This window comes from Deinococcus sp. QL22 (genome assembly GCF_023370075.1).
Lineage (GTDB): Bacteria > Deinococcota > Deinococci > Deinococcales > Deinococcaceae > Deinococcus.
In genome coordinates this window covers 1085618-1107980 of the sequence record NZ_CP097149.1, presented here as the reverse complement: position 1 = coordinate 1107980, position 22363 = coordinate 1085618, and the positions used below count along the sequence as shown (strand labels likewise).

The following is a 22363-nucleotide window of genomic DNA, read 5'->3' as shown; positions in this document are numbered from 1 at the left end:
CAGGCATGACCTCCAAACCCACTCCTACCCTTCCCATCGTTCCTGTCGTGGTCACGGTGGCGGCCGTGGGTGTGGCGGCGCTACTGGCCCGCAGCCGCAGCAAAGACGGCGAAGGCGTGGGCCAGCAGGTCAAGGGCTTGGTGGCCGCGCAACTGATAGAACGGCCCGCCCGCAATGCCAGTTACGCCGGTCTGGGGCAGGGGCTGGAGCGCGGCGGCATGATGCTGACCGGGCGGGCGAGCCGCGCCGCCGATACCGCAGGCAACCGGGACGTGTTGGCGCACATGATCGGCATCGAACGCTGGGGCCAGAACCGCCTGCGCGTGGCGCTGGGCCAGCGTCCCTACGAGCGCGACGAGTACAGCCCCTACCGCCCGCCCAGTGAGGCCACCCTCAGCGAACTGCAAGACCTGTTGTCTCAGACCCGCGCCCGCAGCGTGGAACTGGCCCGCGAGTTACATACGGCGGCACCCGACGACGACCTGAAAATAGAACACAACGATTTTGGCCCCCTGACCGCCAAAGGTTGGCTGCAATACCTGACCCAGCACGCTGACATAGAGAGCCGGAAGCTGAAAGCAGGCCGCCCCAGTTAGGACAGAGCCAAGGGAGAGTGTGGAGAGAGGAGGACTCAAATTTACCCCCCTCACCCCTCTAAGTGGGGGAAAGCTGTAAGACGCCCGCCGCTACTGTGCAGGGCATGACTGTGCTGAAGGAACTGCTGGGCGTGATGGTTCGTGAGGGGGCCAGTGATATTCACTTGCGGGCCGGAAGTCCGCCTGCTGGCCGCATCAACGGCGAAATCCGGCGTTTTGGTGAGAGCCGCCTGACGCCCGAACACGTGGAGGGGTTCGCCACCGAAATGATGCCGCGTCCCGGCATGTGGGAAGACTTTCAGACCCGCCGCGACGCCGATTTTGCTTACGGTGTGCCCGGTGTGGCCCGTTTCCGCGTGAATGCCTACCACCAGCGCGGTTCGGTGGGCCTGATCATGCGTGTCATCGAGAACAAGCCGATTCCCAGCTTTGCTGAATTGGGCCTGCCCGCCGCCACCTTCGAGGCTCTGGCAGGCCACGAGCGCGGGCTGGTGCTGGTGACTGGGCCAACCGGAAGCGGCAAAACCACCACGCTGGCCAGCATCATCGACTACATCAACGCCACCCAGCCCGTGAACATCGTGACGCTGGAAGACCCCATCGAGATCATGCACAGCGATAAATTAGGCCTGATTTCCCAGCGGGAATTGGGCAGCGACACCCTCAGCTTTGCCGCCGGACTGCGGGCCAGCATGCGCCAGGACCCCGACGTGATCCTGATTGGCGAGATGCGCGACAAGGAGACGGTAGAAGCGGCGCTGAGCGCGGCCCAGACCGGGCACTTGGTCTTCTCGACGCTGCACACCCAGGACGCCGTGCGAACCGTGAACCGCATCATCGACTTTTTCGCCCCCCACGAGCGCGAGCAAATCCGGCTGGGCCTGTCGGAAACGATTGTGGGTGTGGTCAGCCAACGCCTCTTGCCCAAGTTGGGCGGCGGACGTGTGCTGGGCATGGAAATTATGCTGGGTACGCCCACCGTGCGCGAGTGCATCAAAGACCCCAACCGCACCGAGGAAATCAAGCAGGCCCTGTTAGAGGGCGGCATGCGCGGGATGCACACCTTCGATCAGCACCTGGCTGAACTGGTCTCCACAGGCCTGATGAGCGAGGAAGACGCCATGCACACGGCGACGAGTCCGCACGAGTTGAAATTGCTGCTGATGACCCGGCAGTTTGCCTAAGAGTGGAGGGGAGTTTTCAAGCTGTTACGCTGTCGTATGACCGGCGACTCAATCTACTCTGCCCTGATTTTGATGCAAGGCCCGATTAAGCGCGAATAGCCACCGCAACAAGAGCGGGATTTCAGCAGTTAGGATGAAATGCCAGGAGCTGAAAGTATAGGTGAGCCAGCTGAAAATATAGACTCAGACGTGGATTTGAGTTAAATCAACTTTGAGACGACTGACTGTGCCTCTTGTCTAAGCCAGAGCGTATCTATTTCAGCATTTCTTTGCAGCCAGCCGTGTTCAGGGTCGATACTCTCACGGTGATGGTCTAAACCATAGATGGCGTCGCTGAATTCTTCGGGCAGGAGAGCGTAGGGCCGTTCAAACTCAGACATTAATTCCATCTGGCTTAATTGATAGAGGCGGTAAATCAACTCATGAGGGTTGTCACTCGCATCAAGCCGCGTCAACATCCGCTCCACCAGCAATTTAGCCGCCTCTTCTGGCTGTCCAGCCCGCGCCAGATCACGGAGCGCCTGAGCCGTATCAGAGTCATGGGCGCGGGCATACAGACTGATTTCGGTAAGTTCGTCCCGCCCATGCTCAAGCTGCATGATCCAGCCATCGGCCCAAGGAACAATGTCCGTCCACGAGGCCAAGCCCACCCACATCATCCAGCCCCACGTCAGGGCTTCATCGGCCAACTGCTGATTTATTTCCCTCAAGCCTGCATGCCCCGCCCGCCGCCCTGCTTGTTCATCCATGCGGGCGGCTTGGGCGCGAACCGTCCCAGAATCGTTTGCTGATCGTAGGCAAGATAAGCATCGGCCCAGGGAAAAGTCTGGTTCAGCACCTTAATGGCCTGCGGGCTGCCCATCGCGTGATCTAACTGATAGACCACGAACTGTTCAGGCGTCTCTAAACGCAGGTAGGTCGGCATATTACCCGCGTGTTCGTCCAGCACGCTCTGAAACTCACCCACTGCGTCGGGGCTAGCAGTTTCAAGGTCTATGGTCACGTACATGACTTTGGGCACTTCGCCCAGTTGCTCCACGCTCACCACTTCTTCGGCAATCGCCCGCAGGCCGCCGTCTTCCGACTCCAGTTCCACGATCACCAGCGCGGGCATATCGTTCACCAGTTTGTCCTGAATGCGGTCATAGGCGCGGGAAAAGGCCACCAGTTCGGTCTGCCCGGACTCGTCGGCCAAGATGAAGCGGGCCATCATGCCGCCTGATTTAGTGGGCTTCTTGACCACACTCTCGATCATGCCCGCCAGTACAGCCTTGATGCGTTTGCCGGGGGCCACCTTCTGCGTCGTAAACCAGGCATCTAGGTCGCTGATGCGGCAACTTGCGGCCTCGCGCAGACCCTCGTGCTGCTCCAGCGGGTGGCCGGAAATGTACAGGCCTAACGCTTCTTTCTCGATGGCGAGGCGCTGAAGGTCGGTGTAGGCATCCACGCCCGTCCTGAGGGGGCGCTCCTTTTTCACTTCCTCGGTGCCGAACATCATGCTCATGCCGCTCTGGGCGCGGGCGTTGATTTCTGCTGTGCCAGCCGCGTCTTCCATCGCGTCTTCCAAGCTTTCCATCAATTGCCGCCGCTCGCCAAACAGGTCGAAGGCCCCCGACTTGATCAGGCTTTCCAACGCCTTGCGGTTGCACACCTTGCTGCCGAGGCGCGAGCAGAAATCGGCCAGAGATTTGAAGGTTCCGGCCCGCTCGCGCTCGTCCAGAACCCTGAGCACCGCCGCTTCTCCCAAGCCCTTGATGGCGTACATGCCGAAGTAGATTTCCTCGCCTGCCACCGCAAAATCGGCGTTAGACCGGTTGATGTCTGGTGGCAAGACCTTCACATCCATCTTGCGGGCGTCAGACACGTACTCGGCTACCTTGTCGGAATCGCGGCGCTCTACCGTCAAGAGGGCTGCCATAAACTCGACGGGGTAGTTTGCTTTCAGCCACGCGGTCTGGTAACTGATGACGCCGTAAGCCGCTGAGTGTGACTTGTTGAAGCCGTAGTTTGCAAACGCATCCAGCAAGTCGAAGAGTTTATTCCCTTCTTCCTTCGGTACCTTATTAATTTCTGCGCCATCTACAAAAATCTGGCGCTGCCTAGCCATTTCCGCCGTATCTTTCTTGCCCATCGCTCGGCGCAGCAGGTCGGCTCCGCCCAGACTAAATCCGGCCACTTCCGAGGCGATCTGCATAATTTGCTCCTGATACACAGGAATGCCGTAGGTCTCCGCCAGGATTTTCTCTAGCCACTGAGCGCTGTTGGGAAAGCCGTCGCGCACATAATCCACCTGCTCCAGACCGTGATGGCGGCGCACATAGGTCGGAATGTTTTCCATCGGGCCGGGGCGGTAGAGAGCGCTCAGGGCGATAATGTCGGCCAATCGCCGGGGCTTCAGGCGGCGGCTCGCGTCGGCAATGCCCGCGCCTTCCAATTGGAATACGCCTTTGGTGTCGCCCCGACTCAGCAACTCAAAGGTCTTTTCGTCGTCGAAGGGAATGGCGTCGAAGTCGATCTCGATCTTCTGTGATTCCCGCATGATGCGCTTGGCTTCATCCAGAAAAGACAGGGTTCGCAGGCCCAGAAAGTCCATCTTGATCAGGCCGATGTCTTCCACGGCCTTCATGTCGTACTGGCAGACCATGCCCACGCCCGACGTGTCGCGCATGACAGGCACGAGGTCGGTCAGTTTGTCGCGCCCGATAACCACCCCCGCCGCGTGAACCGAGGCGTGACGGGTCAGGCCTTCCAACTTCTGCGCGAACTCGTAGGCTTCCAGCAGTTGCGCGTCGTCGACCAGCAGTTGCTGAATGTCGGGCACCGATTCGCGGGCCTGCTCCAGCGAGTAGCTTTTGCCGAACTTGATCGGAATCAGCTTACTCACCTTATCGACTTTGGCGTATTCCAGCCCCATCACGCGGGCCACGTCTTTCAGGCAGGCCTTACTCGCCATCGTCCCGAAGGTGGAAATCAGCGCCACCTTATCCTCGCCGTACTTGTCCTGCACGTACTGAATGACCTCAAAGCGGCGGGCGTCGTTGAAGTCGATATCGAGATCGGGCATGGAGATTCGGTCAGGATTCAGAAACCGCTCGAACAGCAGATCGAATTCGAGGGGATCGAGGTTGGTGATCCGCATGGCGTAGCACACCAGTGAGCCTGCGCCCGACCCGCGCCCCGGCCCCACGCTGATGTCCTGATCCTTGGCCCAGTTGATGTAATCGGCCACGATCAGCAGGTAATCGGGGAAGCCCATGTTATTGATGACGCTCAGTTCGTACTCGGCCCGGCGCAGGATGGTCAGTGCGTGCTGGTGGTGGGCGCGGGTGGTTTCGGAGTCGTCGGCAGTGGGATCGAGCTCTATGGACGTGTCTGAATTGCGGTTTTGGGCTCTGCGGCAATCCTCGTGCGCGTACTGAGGCAACGTTCCCGCCCCGGCTTCAGCTTCCATCCGTTCCAGCGCCAGATAGGGCGTGTATTTCTCGCCTGCCGCCTTGCCGCGTGCTTCCCACTCGCTACCCAGAAAGGCAATCAGCGTCAGCAGGGTTTCTAGGTCGCAGGTGGTGGCGTCGCAGCCGTCTACACGGGCCAACACTCGGGCCGCATCCACCGTTCCCAATTCGGCCAGAGACCGCACCGCGTAATCTCGGAGCAAACTTTCGGTGGCGTGCGCCGGGTAGCGTTTGACCGTGCCCCGGTAGGTCTGCACCCGCAGTTCCTCGGACATGGTGCGGCCCTGCGGAATGGGCAGGGCGGGCATCTGGTACACGCGCTTGTTGCCGACGGGCAATTCCACATCACACATGGCGGCGATGCGGGCGGTGTTGTCGAAAGGTTCCTCGCCCCATTCGGCCACGGGGAGGGCCACCTGCATTTCAGCCAGAGTCTTGACGTAAAAGTCGTCGCACTGAAAACGGAAGCGGTTTTCGTCGGCCAGCATGGCCTTGGTCTGAATCGCCAGCAGCGTATCGTGGGCCGAGGCATCTTCCTTTTTCACGTAATGGCCGTCATTGGTGGCGACCATGCCGATGCCGAGTTCCTGCGCCCAGGCCTTCAGAATCGGGTTGATGCGGGCCTGATGGTCGATGCCGTGATTCTGAATCTCGATGTAATAGTTTTCGCCGAACAGGTCGCGGTACCACAGCATCCGCTCCCGCGCCTCGGCCTCGCGCCCGTGCATCAGCAGTTGCTGAACCTCGGAACCCAGGCAGCCGGAAAAGGCGATGACGCCCTTGGAATGCTCCTGCAACAGTTCATGGTCAATCCGGGGCTTGTAGTAATAGCCCTCGGTGTAGCCGCGAGAGCTGAGGCGGCAGAGATTCTGATAGCCCTCGAAGGTGCGGGCCAGCAGCGTGAGGTGAAAAATCCCTTTCTCGCCGCTGACACCGGGTTTCTTGTCGCGGCGCGTGCCGAAGCCGGGCACCACGTAGGCCTCGTAGCCCAGAATCGGCTTCACACCCATGCCCACCGCGTAGTTGTAAAAATGCACCGCGCCGTGCATGTTGCCGTGATCGGTCATGGCGCAGGCGGGGTCATTCGGCGTGATCTCCTTGACCCACTTCAGCAAGTCCTTCAGCTTGGCGGCCCCGTCCAGCAGGCTGTATTGCGTGTGCTGGTGCAGGTGTGCGAACCGGGGCAGTTTAGGTGTCTCGGGGGTGCAGCAGGAGCCGTCCGGCAGGTGGATGTGAAACTTAGGGGCCAGATCGGGCGCGGTCATGCGGCGAGTCTAGGCGCAAGGCGGGCGCGGTTTCAGTGGCGTGGGAACTTGACGAACGCCCAGGCCAGTTCAATTGCCATGAATTCGGTTCACATCCCGCCCAAACCCCGGCCTGCTTATGCTGGAGCCATGCCCGCCACCCACCGCGTGCGAGAAAAACCCTGTGCCCAGTGCGGCCAACCGTCGCCCGTGATGTACCGAGTTATTCGGAAAGAGGAAGAAGGCTGGGTCTTCCTGTGCCCGCCCTGCCGCCGCGCTGCCGAAGAAGGGAATTCGGAATATAGATACGGCGGGACTTGGAAGGCAGAGAAGGGACGCTGAGGGCGTGCGAGGGGAGAAGAGCTAAGAGAATAAATGGCGTTGCAGTTTTTTTCTTAGACCCTCAACTCTTAGACGCCCTTCCCACTCACCGCTCTCAGAGATTCCAGCCCCCCGCCACTTCCAACTCTTGCCCGGTCACGTAGTCGCTGGCCCGCACAAAATACAGCGCGGCGTCTACGAGTTCGGCCACTGTGCCGGGGCGTCCGGCGGGAATCTCGCGCAGGGGTTGGCTGATGCTGGTTTCGATGACCCCCGGCGACACCACATTCACGCTGACGCCTGTGCCCGCCAAAGTGACGGCCAACGCCCGCGACAGGTGCAGCACGCCCGCTTTGGCGATCACGTAGGGCACGATGCCGGGGCGGGCCACCAGATTGCTTGCCCCCGCGTAACCCAGATTGATGATCCGGCCATAGCCCGATTCGCGCAGCAGCGGCGCGGCGGCCTGACAGGTGGCAAACGTGGCGGTCAGGTTGCTGCCCAGCATGTCGGCCCAGTCGGCGTCAGTGGTGTCCAGCAGAGGCTTATGTACGTAGTTGCCCACGTTGTTGACCAGCACGGCCAGCGGCGAACCGGGCAACGTGGCGTGCGCCCGCTGCACCAATTCCCGCGCGTGCTGGGGCTGGGTCAAATCGGCTTGAAGAATGACAGCCTGCACGCCAGCCATCTCACCCGCCAGTTCACACAGCTGCGCCGTTTCCTGTGCATCGGATTCGCTGCCCCGGTAATGCACCGCTACGTTGAAGCCCTCGGTGGCCAGCGCCACTGCCAGCGCCCGCCCAATTCCGCGTGCCGCACCCGTGACCAGCGCCGTACCTGTGCGGGCAGTTGTTGTGGTCACAGTCACACTTCCCTCTGCTGAAGCGCCAGATCAATCAGCGTGCGTGTAAACGAGTTCAGCGGGTAGGTGTGGGCCTCGGCCAGTTCCACCCATGCCCAAGCCTCTATTTCTTCATTAGGCGCAATATCGAAGGTGTCGGCCCGCGCAAAAAAATCGATCAGGAGCATGTGCGAGGGCTTGTGAAACTCCCCGGACAACACAGCTTCCTGCGTCTGGGCGTAGCGCACCTCCTGCAAAACGAGGCCCGTTTCCTCTAAAAACTCGCGCCTGGTGGCAGTTTCCAGCGTTTCGCCCCACTCCAATTTGCCGCCTGGCACGCCCCACGCGCCCTGCCATTTGGTGGTTCTCACCAGCAGCACCCGGCCATCTGGCCCCCACACCAACGCACCCACACACACCAGCGGCCTTTCCATGCTGCTTAGGGTAGCCGCATTGGTGGGGCGGTCTGTCGGCAATGTGGCTATCTGGGGCTAGGTCTAAGGGTTTAAGGGTCTAATACCAAATTGCGATGATTCGTGAGAATCATCCGAGCGGAGCGAGTGGCAAAGAGTACGAGCTGGCAGCGATGGACGAACATCCAGTGCCCTTACGGATGTTCGGGAATCAGAGCAGGTTCGTATGGGGGGGTTCAGTTGCTGGGTGGCCCCTTTCTCACAGAGGAATGGCGTGAGTGAGCGCAGAGGCTTGCCCTTGCGCCCTTCCTTAGCCCCTCAGCCTCTTGACCCTTAGTAAAACCTGACCGCCTACCCCACCCGCCCCCGCCGACGCATCACCCGGCGTTCCAGCGTTGTTACACCTAGATACAGCGCCACACCTAGCAAGATCAGGAGGGCAATGGCCGCAAACTGCCGGGGCGTCTGGTAGTAGGCCCGCGCCTGATTGACCAGAAAGCCCAGCCCCGGCTTCTGGTTGCTCACAAATTCCCAGACCACCGCGCCGATCAGGGCGAGGCTCAGCGAGAGGCGCAGGCCGCCTAGCATCACGGGCAGGGCTCCGGGCAATTCTAGGCGGGTCAGGCGTTGCCAGAAGTTGGCCCGCAGGCTCAGAAACAGTTCCTGATAGGTGCGGTCTACCTCGCGTACGCCGACAATGGTGGCGATCATGATGGGATACAAGGCGCTGAGGGCGCTGACCAGCACGGCGGGAATGAGGGTAAAGCCGAACCAGGTGATCAGCAGCGGGGCCAGCACCACGATGGGTGTACTTTGCGAGGCGATGACATACGGACTGAGCAGCCGCTCCAGACCGGGCCGTTTGCCCAGCGGATAGCCGATCAGAATGCCCGCTACGCCGCCCACCAACGCCCCGAGCAGAGCAATTCGGGCCGTGCCCCACGTCGCTTCGGCAAATTCGGCGGGTGTTTTGAGAAGCTCGCCCCAGACATGCGCGGGCGCGGGCAGCAGCAGCGGCACCCCGATGGCGCGGGCCGCGATTTCCCACACCAGCAGGCCCACCAGCAGCGCGGCGGCGGGTGCCCAGGGAAAACGGGGTTTGGGTGGTGGGCGCTCGGCGCGAATCCGGGTGCTGTCTCCGGTGCCCAGCAAGTCGCGCAGGCGGCCCTCTGTGGCAGTGGGGGCGGGCGGCACGGCTTTGATGCGGGTGTCCAGAATATCCACGATGCGCCCATCCCTGAGCACGGCCACCCGGTCAGCCAGTGTGGCGGCCTCGCGGATGGAATGCGTGACCAGCACGGTGGTGCGGCCCGTTTTCTCGTGCAGATGGCGCAATTCGGCGTTGAAGCGTTCTCGTACCAGTGCGTCCAGGGCGGCAAACGGTTCGTCCAGCAGCAGCACATCGCCGCTCTGGGCCAACGCCCGTGCCAGCGCCACCCGCGCCCGCATGCCGCCCGACAACTGCGCCGGAAAATAGTCGGCGTAGGCGTCCATGCCCACCAGATGCAGGGCTTCGCGGGCGCTGAGGCCGCCCTCCTTGCCCAAGTCTCCCACGCCCAGATCGTGCGGTAACTGCACATTCCGCAGCGCAGAACGCCAGGGCAGCAATCGGTAATCCTGAAAGACCAGGGCAGGGGCCGACGACACCTCGACCCGCCCGGATTGCGGCTTCAGCAGGCCCGCGATCACGCGCAGCAGGGTACTTTTGCCGCCACCGCTGGGGCCGATGATTGCCAGAAACTCGCCGCGCCGCACATCCAGCGTGACGCCCGACAGCACAGTTTCGCCGCCGAGGCGCACGGTCACATCCTCTAGCTGAATGGGTGCGGTGTCGGTAGACACTGTGTGGCTGGATGGGAACGCGGACACGCTCATGCCTTCCTCGGCTTGCCCAACGTATTGACCAAAATCACGCCCGCAATGGAAATCGCGCCGCCCACCAGACTGATAACTCCAGGCACCTCATTCAGCCACAGCCAGCCGATCAGGATGGCCAGCACCGGGCTGACATACAGGAACGACGCGGTGGTATTGGCCCCCACCCGCGACAGCGCAAACGACCAAGTGATATAGGCCAGCGCCGCCGGAAACAGCCCGATGTAAATGACGGCCACATGCGCGGCCAGCGGTGCGCGGGCCAACTCGGAGCCGAATCCGGGCAGGAAGATCAGCATGGGAATGGTGCCCAGCATCAGTGACCAGACCGTAAAGTGCAGCGGTTTCATGCGGGCCAGCAGGGGTTTCTGGAACACGAAATACAGGCTGGTAAACAGCGCGGCGGCCAGAATCAGCAGGGCGCCCTGCGTAAAGTTCACGCTTTCGCCCTTGCCCAGCACGATCAGGGCCACGCCCGAAAAGCTGATCAGGGTGCCGATCCAGCCCACCAGATTCAGCCGCTCGTTGCCGAAACGGGTCGCCAAGAGTGCCGTGATGACTGGCCCCGCCGCAATAATCAGGCTGGCGGTTCCGGCGGGCACGCTGACTTCTCCGTAATTCAGGCAGATGTGGTACAGCGTGATGCCCGAAAAACTGAGCAGGGCGATGCGGGCCAGATCAGGCAGGGGCGGCAGCGGAATGCGCGTGAATAGCGCGAATATGCCCAGTGCAGCACTGGCGACCAAGAAGCGGTACAGCGTGAGATGCCCCGGCGAAAACGCCTCCAGCCCTGCGCGAATGCCCGCAAACGACGACGCCCAGAACACGATGGTGACCAGAATGGCGGCCAACGACAACGAATCCAGGGCCGGAGACGGACGAGCAGGAGCAGTGGGCGGCACGGGAACAGTCACGGCGTCAGCCTAGAGCATAGGCGCAAATCCGGGGGCAGCGGGCGTTCCGGTTGGGGGGACGAGCCAGTTGATTGGACATGTGGGGGCGGCTGCGTAAGCACCTCATCAATGCCGCCCCCATCCGACGCGCCGCCGCACGCGCCAGACTGCCAAGACCACCAACTCAAACAGCACGATTTCAAGCAACACATAGGAGGCACCACTCATGGGCGAAGGCAAACCGAGCAGCACCCCAAGCACCACCAGCAGCACTCCCGAGACGATGGAGAATCACACCGGAAACGCCACCAGCACGCACGGGGCCAACACCAACCTGGATCCCAGCATGCAGGGCGGCGCGGGCACGGCGGCAGATGCGGCGGCCACCGAGAACGTGGTCGAGCAGCACCAGCAGGGCTTGCCCACCGGAATCGCGGGCCAGAGCGACCCCGCCAAGCAGATGGACAACAGCGGCATGCTGAACCCGACCGGAGAGGGCAGCGACGCCGATCAGATGGGGGCCAGTGGCGTAGACCGCAATTCCGACACGTAAACCAGGCCTTCATCTGCCCCCCTTTTGGCGGACGGTTGTAGGCGGGCGGCGGCGGTAAACTGCGGAGCGATGTCTGGTTCCTGCACGCCCCCGGTTCTTCACTCTCGGTTTGCCTCCTCTCCCGTGACCTGCCTATGAGCAACGGCACGGACGGCAAACCGAAAAACAGCGCCCTCACGATGGCCCTGACCACCGCCCAAAAAGGTCGGAGCGCGGCGCGTGGGGCCTTACTGTGGGGTTACGAACAGCGTCTGGCACGCGAAGTGAAGGCGCATGGCAAGCTGCCGCGTCATCTGGGCCTGATCTTGGATGGCAACCGCCGTTTTGCCCGCGCCGCCGGAGTTCAGCGCGAGGTGGGGCATTCCTTCGGGGCCGACAAAGCCCATGAAGTGCTGCAATGGTGCCTGGAGTTGGGCATTCCCGCCGCCACCATCTGGGTACTAAGCACCGACAACGCCGGGCGCGACGCAGAAGAACTGGCTCATATTCTGAGTCTGCTGGAGCGAGAGGCCCGCAACCTCGCTACAGACCCGCGCATTCACGCCAACCGCGTGCGTGTGCGGGCCATCGGGCAGCACCACGCGTTCCCGGCGCAGGTGCTGGACGCCCTGAAAGACCTGGAAGAAAAAACCGCTGGCTACGACGGCATGCGCCTGAATATCGCGGTGGGCTACGGGGGCCGGGAAGAGATCGTGGACGCCGTGAAGTTGCACCTGCAAGCACAGGCCGCAGCTGGACTGACGCTGGAGCAGGCCGCCGACGCTCTGGAGCCGGATCACATCAGTGCCCATCTGTACACCGCCGACACGCCCGACCCCGATTTTATTATTCGTACCAGCGGTGAGATCCGGCTGTCGGGCTTTATGCTCTGGCAGAGTGTATACAGCGAATATTACTTTTGCGACGTGTACTGGCCGGGGTTCAGGCGCGTGGATTTCCTGCGTGCCCTGCGCGATTTTCAGGGGCGGGAACGGCGGTTTGGGCGCTGAATAGAGGTATTGAGACGGGAGCAACGTGGCCCTGCTCAGTCCCCCACACCACCCACCGGTTTCTGCCCCAGCGTGCCTGCCCGCTGTGCCGGACGGTATAACCCCAGATAAATAGCCAGCACACTGCCCGCGTACATGGTCAGTGTCCACCCGAACAGCACGTTGAAGGCGACACTAAAGGGCAATGCCCCGCGCACCACGCCTGCCAGAATGCTGCTGATGGCCCAGCCCATGTCCCAGGCAATCACGTTGACGGCGGAATACAGCGGGCGGTCTCTTTCGCTCAGAACCGTCATGGCGTGCGCGGAATAGACCGGGCCGGCCGCGTTCATCAGTGCGCCGCGTGTAAACAGGGCCACCGTGACCATCCACAGTTCGGGGGCAAATCCCAGCAGGGCCAGAAACGGCAAACTGCTGGCCTGCACCACCAGCACGGCCCGCAGCGGCCCCAAACGGCGCACCACCCACGGCTGAATCAGGGCAGTGGCGGCAGTGGCAAGGCTGGCCCACGCGAACAGCGTGCCGAGACTGGCATAGCTGATATTGAATTTGCCCTCGATAAACACGTTCAGAAAGGGAATGGTGGCCCCCGCACCCAGCCCGACCAGCACGTTGGGTGTGACCAGGCGGGTCATGGTGCGGCGGTCTTGCACGGCGAGGGTACGGCCCCCCGGCTCCGGTGTGTGGTTGCCTGCCCGCAGACTGAGCACCGGAATCAGGCCCAGCGCTTGCAACCCTGCAGCCACCAACAATGCCGCCCGCAACGCGCCCAGTCCATCGGCCTCGGTTCCGGTGCTGACCGCGTACAGGTCGGGAATGCGCCCGCCCAGCAGGTTGCCCAAAAAGCCCGCTCCGGTCATCAGGGCGCTCTGTACGCTAAACAGCGTGACGCGGCTTTGCGGCGTGGAGTGCGCGGCCATAAAGGGCGACCCGGCCACCACCAGCGCCGCCGTGCCCGCGCCCTGCACCACTGCGCCGATCACCGCCATCAGTGGGCCGGATGCCGAGGCCAGCACCACCGCCCCCACCAACCCCAACACGCTGCCCAGTTGCAGGGCGCGGGCATTGCCGATCCGCCGCGCTAGCCCTGCCGCCGGAAGCGCCAACAAGGCCAGAGTGAGGGCGGGCAACGCATTCAGAACGCCCTGCCACTGCGCCCCCAGCCCCAATTCCCGCAGGTAAAAATTGAGGAACAGCGCCGCAAAAGCCTGAGAAATGCCGAAGCTGAAGCTGGCGGCCAAAAACAGCCACACCTGATTGGAAAAACGGACTTTCATAGGGTTGATCCAACGTAAAGGACGCCCACTTTGGGGCAAAAGTCGCGCATGGGGCAGGCGGGGCAATCCGGTTTGCGGGCCGTGCACACGCGCCGCCCGTGCAAAATCAGCGCGTGGTGTAAGAATACCCAGCGGTCACGCGGAAACAGCCGCCCCAGATCGGCCTCTACCTTGTCGGGGTTGGTCTGCACGCTCAGACCCAGACGCCGCGCCAGCCGTCCTACATGGGTATCCACGGCAATGGCGGGGTAGCCGTAGGCGTTACTGAGGACGACATTGGCCGTTTTGCGCCCCGCTCCCGGCAACGCCACCACCGCCTCGAAGTCGTTGGGCACCTCGCCGCCGTGCCGCTCCAGCAGCAAGCGGGCCAGCGCCGCCAAGTTTCGTGCCTTGCCCCGGTACAGTCCGATGGTGCGAATCAGCGGTTCCAGATCGGCGGGTTCGGCCAAGCTCATGGCCTGCGCGTCGGGGTAGCGGGCAAACAGGGCGGGCGTGGCGGCATTCACGCTCACGTCGGTGGCCTGTGCGCTCAGAACAGTCGCCACCAACAGTTCAAAAGGGCTGGAGAAATTCAGCTCGGTGCGGGCATCGGGATACACCATGTGCAGCGTCGCCAACACCTGCGGAGCGCGGCCTTTGGCCCCGGCGGGTAGCCGCGCCGCAGCTTTGGCTTTAGGAACGGAGGGGCGGGAAGGCGGCACAGTCACACCTTTTAACCTACACCCGCGCACCGGGAGCTGTCCGCGCAAGTCAGACGGGGAATGTTCATGGTTGGCGTGGGAGGAAGATCTAAGGGTCTAGGGTCTCCGGTGCTGGGGCGGGTGCATACCGCGTTTGATAAGACGGTGAAGGACAGAATTTCAAACGCTGTGGCTAGCCGTCACTCGGTTCTGTGAAACCAGAACTCAGCCACTCGCACACACTTCCGGCCAGATACAGGCTGCCTGCCACCAACAGCGTGCCGCCCGCCGGGGTGAGGGCCAACGCCCGCGCCAACGCCCGAGCGGAGTCATGGATGCCCTCACCGCCGTACTGCTCGGCCAATTCTTGCGGCGAAGTGGCGAGGTCGCCGGGGGCCGTGAATACGCGCACCGGGGCCACCGCCAGCAGCGGCGCAAGCGTGGCAGCGGTGTCTTTGCGGGCCAGATTGCCGAACAGCAGCACGTCGGCACGCGGCACGGCGGCGGCGAGGGCGTGGGTAGCGTGCGGGTTATGTGCGCCGTCTATCAGCACCGTTTTGCCTTCCAGCCCGAACTGTTCCAAGCGGGCCGGATGAGGGGCGGCAAGGGCGGCTTCTGCCCCGGCTTCATATCCCAGCAGGCGCAATGTTGCCAAAGCCAAAGCCGCGTTGCTGTGCTGGTGTGCCCCCAACAGCGCCGGAGCGTGCGGCAGCGCAAACAGGGTAGGATGCGTGGTGGGCGTGTAAAGCGGTGCATTCTGCTCCTCACACACGTCACGGATGACTTCTAGAGCTTCTCCGGAGGCGGTGGTCAGCAGCGGCACGCCGGGGCGGGCGGCCAGCGCCTTGTCGCGGGCGATCTGGGCCACTGTTGCTCCCAGCACACCCACATGATCGAGGGCCACGTTGGTCAGCGCCACCGCCGATACGTTGTGTAGCGCCTGCGTCGCGTCACTCACGCCGCCTACGCCCGCTTCCATCACAGCCACGCGCACGCCTGTTTCGGCAAAGACGGTGCAGGCCAGCAAGAGCGACAGGTCAAAAAACGCGCCGTCCCAGCTTTCCCGCCGCGCCAGCCGGATAAAGGCCGCCACCCGCGCCGGGGCCACTTCCTGCCCGTTCACGCGCACCCGTTCCTCGAACCGGATCAGGTGGGGGCTGGTAAAGCGGCCTGCAGGCACGCCCGCTGAGATCAGTCCGGCTTCCAGCATGGCGCAGGTGCTACCCTTGCCGTTGGTGCCCACCACCCGAACAGAGGTGAATGCGGCGTCGGGCGAGCCTTGAGCGTCCAGCAGCGCCCGCGCCACTTCTGGCCCCCGCGTGCGCCCATTGCGGGTGCGGGCATAGAACCAGTCGTAATCGGGCAAGTCGGGATCGGCTAGAGCGTCCATCACCCCGACTGTAGCGGGTCTGAGCCGTCCTGCGAACTCTGCACCCCGACATTCAGGCCGATTCCGCGTTCCCAACGCGCCCTGGCCCGCCCACCTCCAGACAGATGCTTTAGGATGCCCCCTGACATGGACACGGCAACCGGGACAGAGGGCACAGAGCAATTGGAAGGGCAGCACACTGAACCGCAGACTGGGCCACAGGTGGGCGTGGTCATGGGCAGCCGCAGCGATTTTGACACCATGCAGGGCGCTCTGGACACCCTGGCGGCGCTGGGCGTGGGCTACGAGGTGCGCGTGCTGAGCGCCCACCGCACGCCCGGGCTGCTGCCCACCTACGCGGCGCGGGCCGAGCGCCTGAACCTGACCTGCATCATTGCGGGGGCGGGCGGCGCGGCGCATCTGCCCGGTATGCTGGCGGCGTTTACGCGGGTGCCAGTGCTGGGCGTGCCGGTGCAGTCGCGTGCCTTCAGCGGCCAGGACAGCCTGCTGAGCATCGTGCAGATGCCCGCCGGGATTCCAGTCGCCACCTTTGCGATTGGCGTGGCGGGGGCCAAAAACGCTGCCCTGTTCGCCGCTGCGATGCTGGCCGGAACCGATTCGGGCGTGCGGGATCGCCTGCAAGCTTACCGCGACGCCCAGACGCGGGCGGTACTGGACGACCCCTGGTTTGAAGGCCACCCACAGGCGGGGGAAGCGTGAGAGAGGGGCTGACTCTGGGCATCCTCGGCGGTGGCCAACTGGCCCAGATGCTGGCCCTCGCCGCCCTGCCGCTGGGTGTGCGCGTGGTGGTGCTGGAACCCGACCCCAACGCCCCCGCCCGCCTCTGCGCTGAACATTTGCACGCCGCCTACACCGATGCCGAGGGCCTGGCAAGGCTGGCCGAATGCAGCGCCGTGACGCTGGAATTTGAAAACGTGCCCACCGAGGCGTTAGAAGCCCTGGCCGGACAGATTCCGGTGCGTCCGGGTGCGGCATTGCTGGAACGCACCAAGCACCGTGCCCGCGAAAAAGAGGCGCTGCGGGCGGCGGGCGTGCAAACCGCCCCGTTTGTGGTCATCGAATCCGACGCCGATCTGCAAGGTGCATTGGCGACGGTGGGTGGGCGCGGCATCCTGAAAACGTCCGAACTAGGCTACGACGGGAAGGGTCAGGCGCGGGTGAATACAGACGCGGAATTGAGCGAAGCATGGGCGGAAACGAATGGCGCGGCCTGCGTGCTGGAAGGCCTGGTTGCCTTTGTGCGAGAGGTCAGCCTCAGCGTGGCCCGCACCGCTGCCGGGCAGGTGGCGTTTGGCCCCCTCATCGAAAATGTCCACCGAGACGGCATTCTCCGCACCAGTGTTTTTCCGGCCACAGGTGCGGCGACGCTGGAACCGCTGGCCCGTGAGTTGGCCCGCGCCTGTGCCGAGGCTTGGGCGTTAGAAGGCCTAATGACGCTGGAATTCTTCGTGCTGGAAGGTGGAGAGCTTCTCGTGAACGAGGTGGCTCCCCGCGTGCACAACAGCGGCCACCTGACCCAGGACGGCGGCGGCCTCAGCCAATTTGAAGCACAGGTACGGGCCGTGCTGGGTCTCCCGCTTACCGACTGGCGGCCCCTGCACCCCACCGCCATGGTGAATATCGTGGGAAGGGACTATGTGGAGGGCCAATCTCTGGATCCCGACTGGGACGCTATAGATGCCCTGCCCGGTACGCATCTGCACCTGTACCACAAGACGTGGCGGGCGGGCCGTAAGCTGGGGCATGTGAATCTGGTGGCGGCAGATGCCGGAGCGTTGGCGGCGCGGTTGGCGGAGTTGGAGGGGCTGATTCCTTAACCTTTTCTCCCGGCCCCCCGACAGTTAAATGCCGCCCCAAGCGGGCCTCACGCCGCGTCAGCTGCTCGGCCTCAGCATCAGGGATATATGACACGCCTGCCCTTCTTTCTGACCCTCGGCCTGTGCCCTGTTTATATGAGCGCAGGGGCCTCAGCTCAGGCTGCCGACGCTCCATTCAAATTGATTTTGCGTGCTACAGAGCAAAAGATTCATAAGGGCGAAGTCAAGAACGCCAGCATCGTCAAATCTTGGAAATTGCCCGTCGCCGGAGTTGCGACCAGCAGGAAAAACGGCAAGGTCAGCACCACGCTCAGCCCCGTGCTGGACAAGATGTTTGACCAGATCAATGCCCGCGCTCCCCGCCCGGCCAGCTTCCGGAACGTGGGCGGCTCGTGGGTGGCGACCCAGCAAACTGGATGGATTGCCGACAAGGACGCCACCAAATCCAACCTGCTGAAGGCGATTATGGCGGGCAAAGACAGTGCCGAAGTGGTGTTTAAGGCCGTGGTGCCCGAACGCAGCGTGAAAGTACTCGCCGGGCGCGGGGTGCTACGGCATGTGGCGAGCGGCAGCAGCAGCTACAAGGGCAGTCCCGATTTCCGTGTCAAGAACGTACTGGTAGGAGCCAGCAAACTCGACAATTTCTTCATCGCGCCGGATCATGAGTTCAATTTCAATGAGGAAATCGGTCAGATCGACGCCAGCACCGGGTTCGTGAAGGGCTTCGTCATCAGCGGTGGCACCCTGACCAAAGAGGACGGCGGCGGCATCTGTCAGGTCAGCACCACCATTTTCAGGGCGCTGTATCAGGCAGGTTTGCCGATTACCGAGCGCCACGAACACAGCCACCGCGTGTCCTATTACGACCCCGTGGGCTACGAGGCCACCGTGTACGCGCCCAGCAAGAACCTGCGAATGAAGAACGACACGGGCAAGCACCTGTTCATTCAGGCCGCGTGGGACACCAAGGCCCAGACCCTGCGTTTCGACGTGTTCGGGGCCAACACAGGGCGCACAGTTGCCGTCAGCAAACCCGTGATCAGCAACTTCAAAGCGCCCGCCAACCCCAGTTACAGCCCCGATGACCGCGTGGCGGTGGGCAGCCGCCGCCTGCTGGATACGCCGATGCAGGGCATGACCAGCCTGATCACCCGCACCATCAAATCACCTAGCGGGGCCGTGCTGAGCAAAGACACCCTAAAAAGCGTGTACAACCCGTGGGGCGCGGTGTACGGCGTGAATCCGAAGGACGGAAGGCTGTAAGCAGAATCAAACAGAGGGTGGATCGTGGATGAAGGCTTGTGTGCCCTTCCCACGATCCACCCTCTACGCTCAGGAACTCACTTCACAGTTTCTGAAATCGTCTCCGCCAACGCCTTCACTCCGCGCGCTATCTGCTCTGGTGTGGCGTTGCTGTAGCTGAGGCGCATGGTGTTCTGGCCGCCGCCCAGCGCAAAAAACGAAGCGCCGGGCACGAAGGCCACTTTGCGCTCCACGGCGCGGGCCAGCATCGGCAGGGTGTCCACGCCTTCTGGCAGCGTGACCCACAGGAACATGCCGCCCTGCGGAACCGTGTGGTGTACGCTCGCTGGAAACTGCGCCTTGATGTGCCGGGTCATGTCCTGTGCGCGTTCGCCGTAGGCCTTGCGAATCAGTTCGATCTGGCGGGGCAGCACGGTGGGCAGCAGTTCGGTCACGATCATCTGATTCAGCGTGGGCGTATGAAGGTCTGCGCCCTGCTTGGCCTGCACCAGCTTTTCTATGATCGGCTGGGCGGCCTGCACCCACGCGTCACGCAGGCCGGGCACCAGCGTTTTGCTGAAGCTGCCACTGTAAATAATGTGGCTGTGGTCGGGGTCGCCGCCCACCCGGTCTAGCGCGATCTGATACAGGCTGGGCGCGGGTTCGCCCGAAAAGCGCAACTGGCCGTAGGGATCGTCCTCGATGACCAGCAGGCCGTGTTCGGCGGTCAGGTTCACGAGGCGCTCGCGGCGCTCCTTGCTGAGGGTGCGCCCGGTAGGGTTCTGGAAATTGGGGATGGCGTACAGCAGTTTGGCCCGCTTGCCGCTTGCCTTCAGTCCCTGGAGTAGCCCTTCCAGCGCGTCTACGTCAATGCCTTCCTCGTCGGTGGGCATTTCCATGTACTGCGGGCCATACGGCTGGAAGGATTGCAGCGCCCCCAGATACGTCGGGCTTTCGACCAGCACGATGTCGCCCTCGGAGATCAGGATTTTGCCCAGCAAATCTAGCCCCTGCTGGCTGCCCGTCATGATCTGCACATGCCCCGGCGTGATGCCTGCACGCTCGGCCAAAAACTGGCGCAGGGGCAGGTGGCCTTCGGTGGTGCTGTATTGCAGGGCCGCCGCGCCGTAGCGGGTCATCACGGCGTCCATTGCAGCCCGCACGTCATCTAGCGGAAACAGTTCGGGGGCAGGTAGGCCGCCCGCAAAGCTGATCACATCGGGTTCCTGCGTAATTTTCAGAATCTCGCGGATCGCGCTGGCCGTCATCTTGCGGGCACGGTCACTCAGCATGGCAGTGAAATCCAGCGGAGCGGTAGTCGGCGTGGGCACAGATGGAGGCACAGTCGCGGTCATGCCCTCTATCGTAGCGCCCCGGCAGGCTGGCCGTCTGTGCGGAGTCCGGGTGCAGTGGCGGGAAAAGGCGCGGCTGTCTGAGTGGGGTGGACGCCGCACCTTTTCTCTTGAACGCAGTCCAAATCTCTAAGTGGGCTGGTCAAGTCGCACACAGGCCAGCTTAAGGCGGTTACAGTGCTAGCCGTACAGTGTTGGTGAGTACATTCGGGCCGGGCGTTCTCTTTGCTCAGACCAGGCCCAGATGAAGTTTCCGCTCAAGTTCATTCAGGCCACTCCCGGCCACCTTCAGGAGGCACCACCATGCTCGTTACCGGTTCAGACATTCTCGTTCCCGCCCGCGCAGGCAAGTACGGCGTGGCATCGTTCAACACCAACAACATGGAAATTACGCAGGCGATCATTCACACCGCCGAAAAGCTGCGCTCGCCCGTGATGGTTCAGATGAGCGAGGGGGCCATCAAGTACGGCGGCCAGGATCTCGCCAACATCGTCAAGGATCTGGCGACCCGCGCCTCCGTGCCCGTCGCCCTGCACCTCGATCACGGTTCCTCCTACGAGTCGGCCCTCAACGCCATTCGCATGGGCTTTACCTCCATCATGATCGACGCTTCTCACCACTCCTTTGAAGGTAACGTGCGCGAAACCCGCCGCGTCGTGGAAGCCGCGCACGCCATGGGGATCAGCGTGGAGTCGGAACTCGGGCGCTTGGGCGGCATCGAAGAACATATCGTCGTAGACGAAAAAGACGCCTTCCTGACCGATCCCGAAGAAGCCGTGCAGTTTATCGAGCAGACCGGAACCGATTACCTCGCCATCGCCATCGGCACCAGCCACGGCGCGTTTAAGGGCAAGGGCCGCCCCTACATCGACCATGCCCGCATCGAAAAGATTGCCAGCCTGACGGGAATTCCTCTGGTGGCACACGGCAGCAGCGGTGTGCCAGCCGACATTATCGAGCGCTTCCGGGCAGCGGGCGGCGTTATCGGAGAGGCAGCGGGCATCGCCGACGAAGATCTTCAGAAAGCCACGCAGCACGGCATCGCCAAAGTGAACGTTGATACTGACTTGCGCCTTGCCAGCACGGTGGGCATCCGCGAAGCCCTGGCCGCCAACGCCAAGGAATTCGACCCCCGCAAAATCTTCGGCCCCGCCCGCGACGTGATGAGCCAGGTCATCGAGCACAAAATGCGCGTGCTGGGTAGCGTCGGCAAGGCGTAAGCGCACCAATAAGAGAGGTGGGGCGGGCCGGTGGGTTTAGCCCCTTTCCCCCCAGAAGGACACCCCAACGGGTCTGGTTTCCGTACAATTCCCGGCCAGCTATCCCCTTTCCCGCTCGCTCTGCTCTGCTTCGCAGATTTGCAAGTCGGAGTGAATCCCGTGTGTATGGGATTCACTCCGAGTCTGAGGGGTGCGTCAGGCTGGCGCGGGAGAATTCTCACCCACGCGGCTTATTCTGGCGGTTGGCATGAAGGCCGCCCGCCCCCTCCTTCCTTTCCTCCTGACCAGTCTGGTGGCCGTGGTTGCCCACGCCGCTACCACGCAGGGGTCAACGCCGCTGCCCGCTGGGTGGCAGGCCAAACTTGCTTCACTTTTACCACAGGCCGGACAGGCGACCCAGATTCTGGAGCGCCGTTCGAGCCTGTCGCTGTTTGAACTCCAGCGCCGCGTGACCAACGTAGGCGGCAGTCCCGATGCCCTGCGGACGGTCATCGTAACTGTGTCGCAGGGCAAAGCGCCTGCCTACGATGCACGCCTCGGCATTACACAGGATGAATTCAAGCGCTACCTGGTGTTTCAGCAGTCGCTCGCACCCAGCGGCAAAAGCCTGAAATTACCGGTGACCCGAGACAATGGCCGCCTGACTTTTGGCGACACGGCGGGCATGAACGGGGTGCTAAGAGGCGTGAGCATTGACCTCAAAACGGGTGAACTGCGCGTAAGAGAAGGTTTCAGCGCTCGCCCCAACGCCGTGACGCCCAGCAGCAGCAGCGCAGACCGGCTGGATGTCAAGCTGGGCTACCAGTGGAATTTAAGGGCCAACGATCCAGTGACCCAAAACGGTATTCGTGGTCAATTCACACTGCTGCTGCTGAACAGTGGGCAGATTATTTTGAGTTATGACCGGTTCAGTATGTTCAAGGGCAGCCTCAATGAGGGCGAATTGATCTTGGGCTATACGCGCTGATTGGGACGCCTGTGCGCTATGGGAAGTTCGGGAGGCGTGTTGCTTGGTGAAACTAC

The 22363-nt window shown here is 62.7% G+C and carries 20 protein-coding genes; 10 read left to right on the top strand and 10 right to left on the bottom strand.

The features are described from left to right. Positions 1 to 5: 5 nt before the first annotated feature. Together M1R55_RS05315 and M1R55_RS05310 are read left to right on the top strand one after the other, a co-directional pair. Positions 6 to 596 (top strand): DinB family protein, encoded by a 591-nt coding sequence (locus M1R55_RS05315; protein WP_249393666.1) that lies wholly within the window; start codon positions 6 to 8, stop codon positions 594 to 596. 104 nt (positions 597 to 700) lie between these two features. Next, positions 701 to 1780 (top strand): type IV pilus twitching motility protein PilT, encoded by a 1080-nt coding sequence (locus tag M1R55_RS05310; RefSeq protein WP_249393665.1) that lies wholly within the window; start codon positions 701 to 703, stop codon positions 1778 to 1780. Positions 1781 to 1980: 200 nt separating this feature from the next. On the opposite strand, the gene M1R55_RS05305 is transcribed toward M1R55_RS05310, so the two are convergent. Beyond that, positions 1981 to 2490, bottom strand: a complete 510-nt coding sequence (locus M1R55_RS05305) for a hypothetical protein (RefSeq protein WP_249393664.1) — start codon at positions 2488 to 2490, stop codon at positions 1981 to 1983. Continuing rightward, on the bottom strand, positions 2487 to 6497 hold the full coding sequence (dnaE, locus tag M1R55_RS05300; protein ID WP_249393663.1) for a DNA polymerase III subunit alpha: 4011 nt from the start codon (positions 6495 to 6497) through the stop codon (positions 2487 to 2489). Before dnaE ends, M1R55_RS05305 begins: the two co-directional genes overlap by 4 nt. A 129-nt stretch (positions 6498 to 6626) precedes the next feature. Between dnaE and M1R55_RS05295 the strand changes: the two genes are divergently transcribed. Further along, a complete protein-coding gene (locus M1R55_RS05295) occupies positions 6627 to 6818 on the top strand; it encodes a hypothetical protein (RefSeq protein ID WP_249393662.1) in 192 nt (63 codons plus the stop codon). A 94-nt stretch (positions 6819 to 6912) separates the two neighbouring features. On the opposite strand, the gene tmpR is transcribed toward M1R55_RS05295, so the two are convergent. The 4 genes from tmpR to M1R55_RS05275 form a co-directional block, all read right to left on the bottom strand. Next, complete coding sequence (gene tmpR / locus M1R55_RS05290; RefSeq protein ID WP_249393661.1) at positions 6913 to 7659, bottom strand: bifunctional dihydropteridine reductase/dihydrofolate reductase TmpR; 747 nt, start codon at positions 7657 to 7659, stop codon at positions 6913 to 6915. Between the two features lie 2 nt (positions 7660 to 7661). After that, the gene (locus M1R55_RS05285) at positions 7662 to 8072 is read right to left on the bottom strand and encodes an NUDIX domain-containing protein (RefSeq protein WP_249393660.1); all 411 of its coding nucleotides are present in this window, start codon (positions 8070 to 8072) and stop codon (positions 7662 to 7664) included. A 330-nt stretch (positions 8073 to 8402) separates the two neighbouring features. Then, complete coding sequence (locus tag M1R55_RS05280) at positions 8403 to 9926, bottom strand: ABC transporter permease subunit (RefSeq protein ID WP_249393659.1); 1524 nt, start codon at positions 9924 to 9926, stop codon at positions 8403 to 8405. Continuing rightward, on the bottom strand, positions 9923 to 10840 hold the full coding sequence (locus tag M1R55_RS05275; RefSeq protein ID WP_249393658.1) for a DMT family transporter: 918 nt from the start codon (positions 10838 to 10840) through the stop codon (positions 9923 to 9925). The genes M1R55_RS05280 and M1R55_RS05275 overlap by 4 nt, the downstream gene beginning before the upstream one ends. Before the next feature lie 205 nt (positions 10841 to 11045). On the opposite strand from M1R55_RS05275, the gene M1R55_RS05270 reads away from it, so the two are divergent. Both M1R55_RS05270 and M1R55_RS05265 read left to right on the top strand, forming a co-directional pair. Then, positions 11046 to 11372 (top strand): hypothetical protein, encoded by a 327-nt coding sequence (locus M1R55_RS05270; protein ID WP_249393657.1) that lies wholly within the window; start codon positions 11046 to 11048, stop codon positions 11370 to 11372. Positions 11373 to 11506: 134 nt separating this feature from the next. Beyond that, positions 11507 to 12361 (top strand): isoprenyl transferase, encoded by an 855-nt coding sequence (locus tag M1R55_RS05265; protein ID WP_249393656.1) that lies wholly within the window; start codon positions 11507 to 11509, stop codon positions 12359 to 12361. Between the two features lie 35 nt (positions 12362 to 12396). Here the strand turns inward: M1R55_RS05265 and M1R55_RS05260 are convergent, their stop codons facing one another. The 3 genes from M1R55_RS05260 to M1R55_RS05250 all read right to left on the bottom strand — a co-directional run bounded on the left by M1R55_RS05260 (position 12397) and on the right by M1R55_RS05250 (position 15708). Beyond that, positions 12397 to 13638: an MFS transporter gene (locus M1R55_RS05260; protein WP_249393655.1), complete on the bottom strand. Its 1242-nt coding sequence runs from the start codon at positions 13636 to 13638 to the stop codon at positions 12397 to 12399. Beyond that, the gene (gene nth / locus M1R55_RS05255) at positions 13635 to 14345 is read right to left on the bottom strand and encodes an endonuclease III (RefSeq protein ID WP_249393654.1); all 711 of its coding nucleotides are present in this window, start codon (positions 14343 to 14345) and stop codon (positions 13635 to 13637) included. Before nth ends, M1R55_RS05260 begins: the two co-directional genes overlap by 4 nt. Before the next feature lie 166 nt (positions 14346 to 14511). Next, on the bottom strand, positions 14512 to 15708 hold the full coding sequence (locus M1R55_RS05250) for a glutamate ligase domain-containing protein (protein ID WP_249393653.1): 1197 nt from the start codon (positions 15706 to 15708) through the stop codon (positions 14512 to 14514). Between the two features lie 213 nt (positions 15709 to 15921). On the opposite strand from M1R55_RS05250, the gene purE reads away from it, so the two are divergent. The 3 genes from purE to M1R55_RS05235 all read left to right on the top strand — a co-directional run bounded on the left by purE (position 15922) and on the right by M1R55_RS05235 (position 18788). Further along, a complete protein-coding gene (purE, locus tag M1R55_RS05245; RefSeq protein ID WP_249394141.1) occupies positions 15922 to 16407 on the top strand; it encodes a 5-(carboxyamino)imidazole ribonucleotide mutase in 486 nt (161 codons plus the stop codon). A 47-nt stretch (positions 16408 to 16454) separates the two neighbouring features. Continuing rightward, positions 16455 to 17525, top strand: a complete 1071-nt coding sequence (purK, locus tag M1R55_RS05240) for a 5-(carboxyamino)imidazole ribonucleotide synthase (protein ID WP_249394140.1) — start codon at positions 16455 to 16457, stop codon at positions 17523 to 17525. 87 nt (positions 17526 to 17612) lie between these two features. Beyond that, positions 17613 to 18788, top strand: a complete 1176-nt coding sequence (locus tag M1R55_RS05235; protein ID WP_249393652.1) for a VanW family protein — start codon at positions 17613 to 17615, stop codon at positions 18786 to 18788. 77 nt (positions 18789 to 18865) lie between these two features. Here the strand turns inward: M1R55_RS05235 and M1R55_RS05230 are convergent, their stop codons facing one another. After that, positions 18866 to 20122, bottom strand: coding sequence for a PLP-dependent aminotransferase family protein (locus M1R55_RS05230; protein WP_305880273.1), 1257 nt, complete (start codon positions 20120 to 20122; stop codon positions 18866 to 18868). Between the two features lie 300 nt (positions 20123 to 20422). On the opposite strand from M1R55_RS05230, the gene fba reads away from it, so the two are divergent. Together fba and M1R55_RS05220 are read left to right on the top strand one after the other, a co-directional pair. Further along, entirely contained in the window at positions 20423 to 21340 is a 918-nt protein-coding gene (gene fba, locus M1R55_RS05225) for a class II fructose-1,6-bisphosphate aldolase (protein WP_249393651.1), read from the top strand. Between the two features lie 247 nt (positions 21341 to 21587). Then, entirely contained in the window at positions 21588 to 22307 is a 720-nt protein-coding gene (locus M1R55_RS05220) for a hypothetical protein (RefSeq protein ID WP_249393650.1), read from the top strand. Positions 22308 to 22363: the final 56 nt, after the last annotated feature.

What these genes read in the sequence shown, in the direction of transcription:
- M1R55_RS05315 (WP_249393666.1), top strand. Translation starts at nt 6, where the DNA reads ATGACCTCCAAACCCACTCCTACCCTTCCCATCGTTCCTGTCGTGGTC.
- M1R55_RS05310 (WP_249393665.1), top strand. Translation starts at nt 701, where the DNA reads ATGACTGTGCTGAAGGAACTGCTGGGCGTGATGGTTCGTGAGGGGGCC.
- dnaE (WP_249393663.1), bottom strand. Translation starts at nt 6,497, where the DNA reads ATGACCGCGCCCGATCTGGCCCCTAAGTTTCACATCCACCTGCCGGAC.
- M1R55_RS05295 (WP_249393662.1), top strand. Translation starts at nt 6,627, where the DNA reads ATGCCCGCCACCCACCGCGTGCGAGAAAAACCCTGTGCCCAGTGCGGC.
- M1R55_RS05285 (WP_249393660.1), bottom strand. Translation starts at nt 8,072, where the DNA reads ATGGAAAGGCCGCTGGTGTGTGTGGGTGCGTTGGTGTGGGGGCCAGAT.
- M1R55_RS05280 (WP_249393659.1), bottom strand. Translation starts at nt 9,926, where the DNA reads ATGAGCGTGTCCGCGTTCCCATCCAGCCACACAGTGTCTACCGACACC.
- M1R55_RS05270 (WP_249393657.1), top strand. Translation starts at nt 11,046, where the DNA reads ATGGGCGAAGGCAAACCGAGCAGCACCCCAAGCACCACCAGCAGCACT.
- M1R55_RS05265 (WP_249393656.1), top strand. Translation starts at nt 11,507, where the DNA reads ATGAGCAACGGCACGGACGGCAAACCGAAAAACAGCGCCCTCACGATG.
- M1R55_RS05260 (WP_249393655.1), bottom strand. Translation starts at nt 13,638, where the DNA reads ATGAAAGTCCGTTTTTCCAATCAGGTGTGGCTGTTTTTGGCCGCCAGC.
- M1R55_RS05250 (WP_249393653.1), bottom strand. Translation starts at nt 15,708, where the DNA reads ATGGACGCTCTAGCCGATCCCGACTTGCCCGATTACGACTGGTTCTAT.
- purE (WP_249394141.1), top strand. Translation starts at nt 15,922, where the DNA reads ATGGGCAGCCGCAGCGATTTTGACACCATGCAGGGCGCTCTGGACACC.
- purK (WP_249394140.1), top strand. Translation starts at nt 16,455, where the DNA reads ATGCTGGCCCTCGCCGCCCTGCCGCTGGGTGTGCGCGTGGTGGTGCTG.
- M1R55_RS05235 (WP_249393652.1), top strand. Translation starts at nt 17,613, where the DNA reads ATGACACGCCTGCCCTTCTTTCTGACCCTCGGCCTGTGCCCTGTTTAT.
- M1R55_RS05230 (WP_305880273.1), bottom strand. Translation starts at nt 20,122, where the DNA reads ATGACCGCGACTGTGCCTCCATCTGTGCCCACGCCGACTACCGCTCCG.
- fba (WP_249393651.1), top strand. Translation starts at nt 20,423, where the DNA reads ATGCTCGTTACCGGTTCAGACATTCTCGTTCCCGCCCGCGCAGGCAAG.
- M1R55_RS05220 (WP_249393650.1), top strand. Translation starts at nt 21,588, where the DNA reads ATGAAGGCCGCCCGCCCCCTCCTTCCTTTCCTCCTGACCAGTCTGGTG.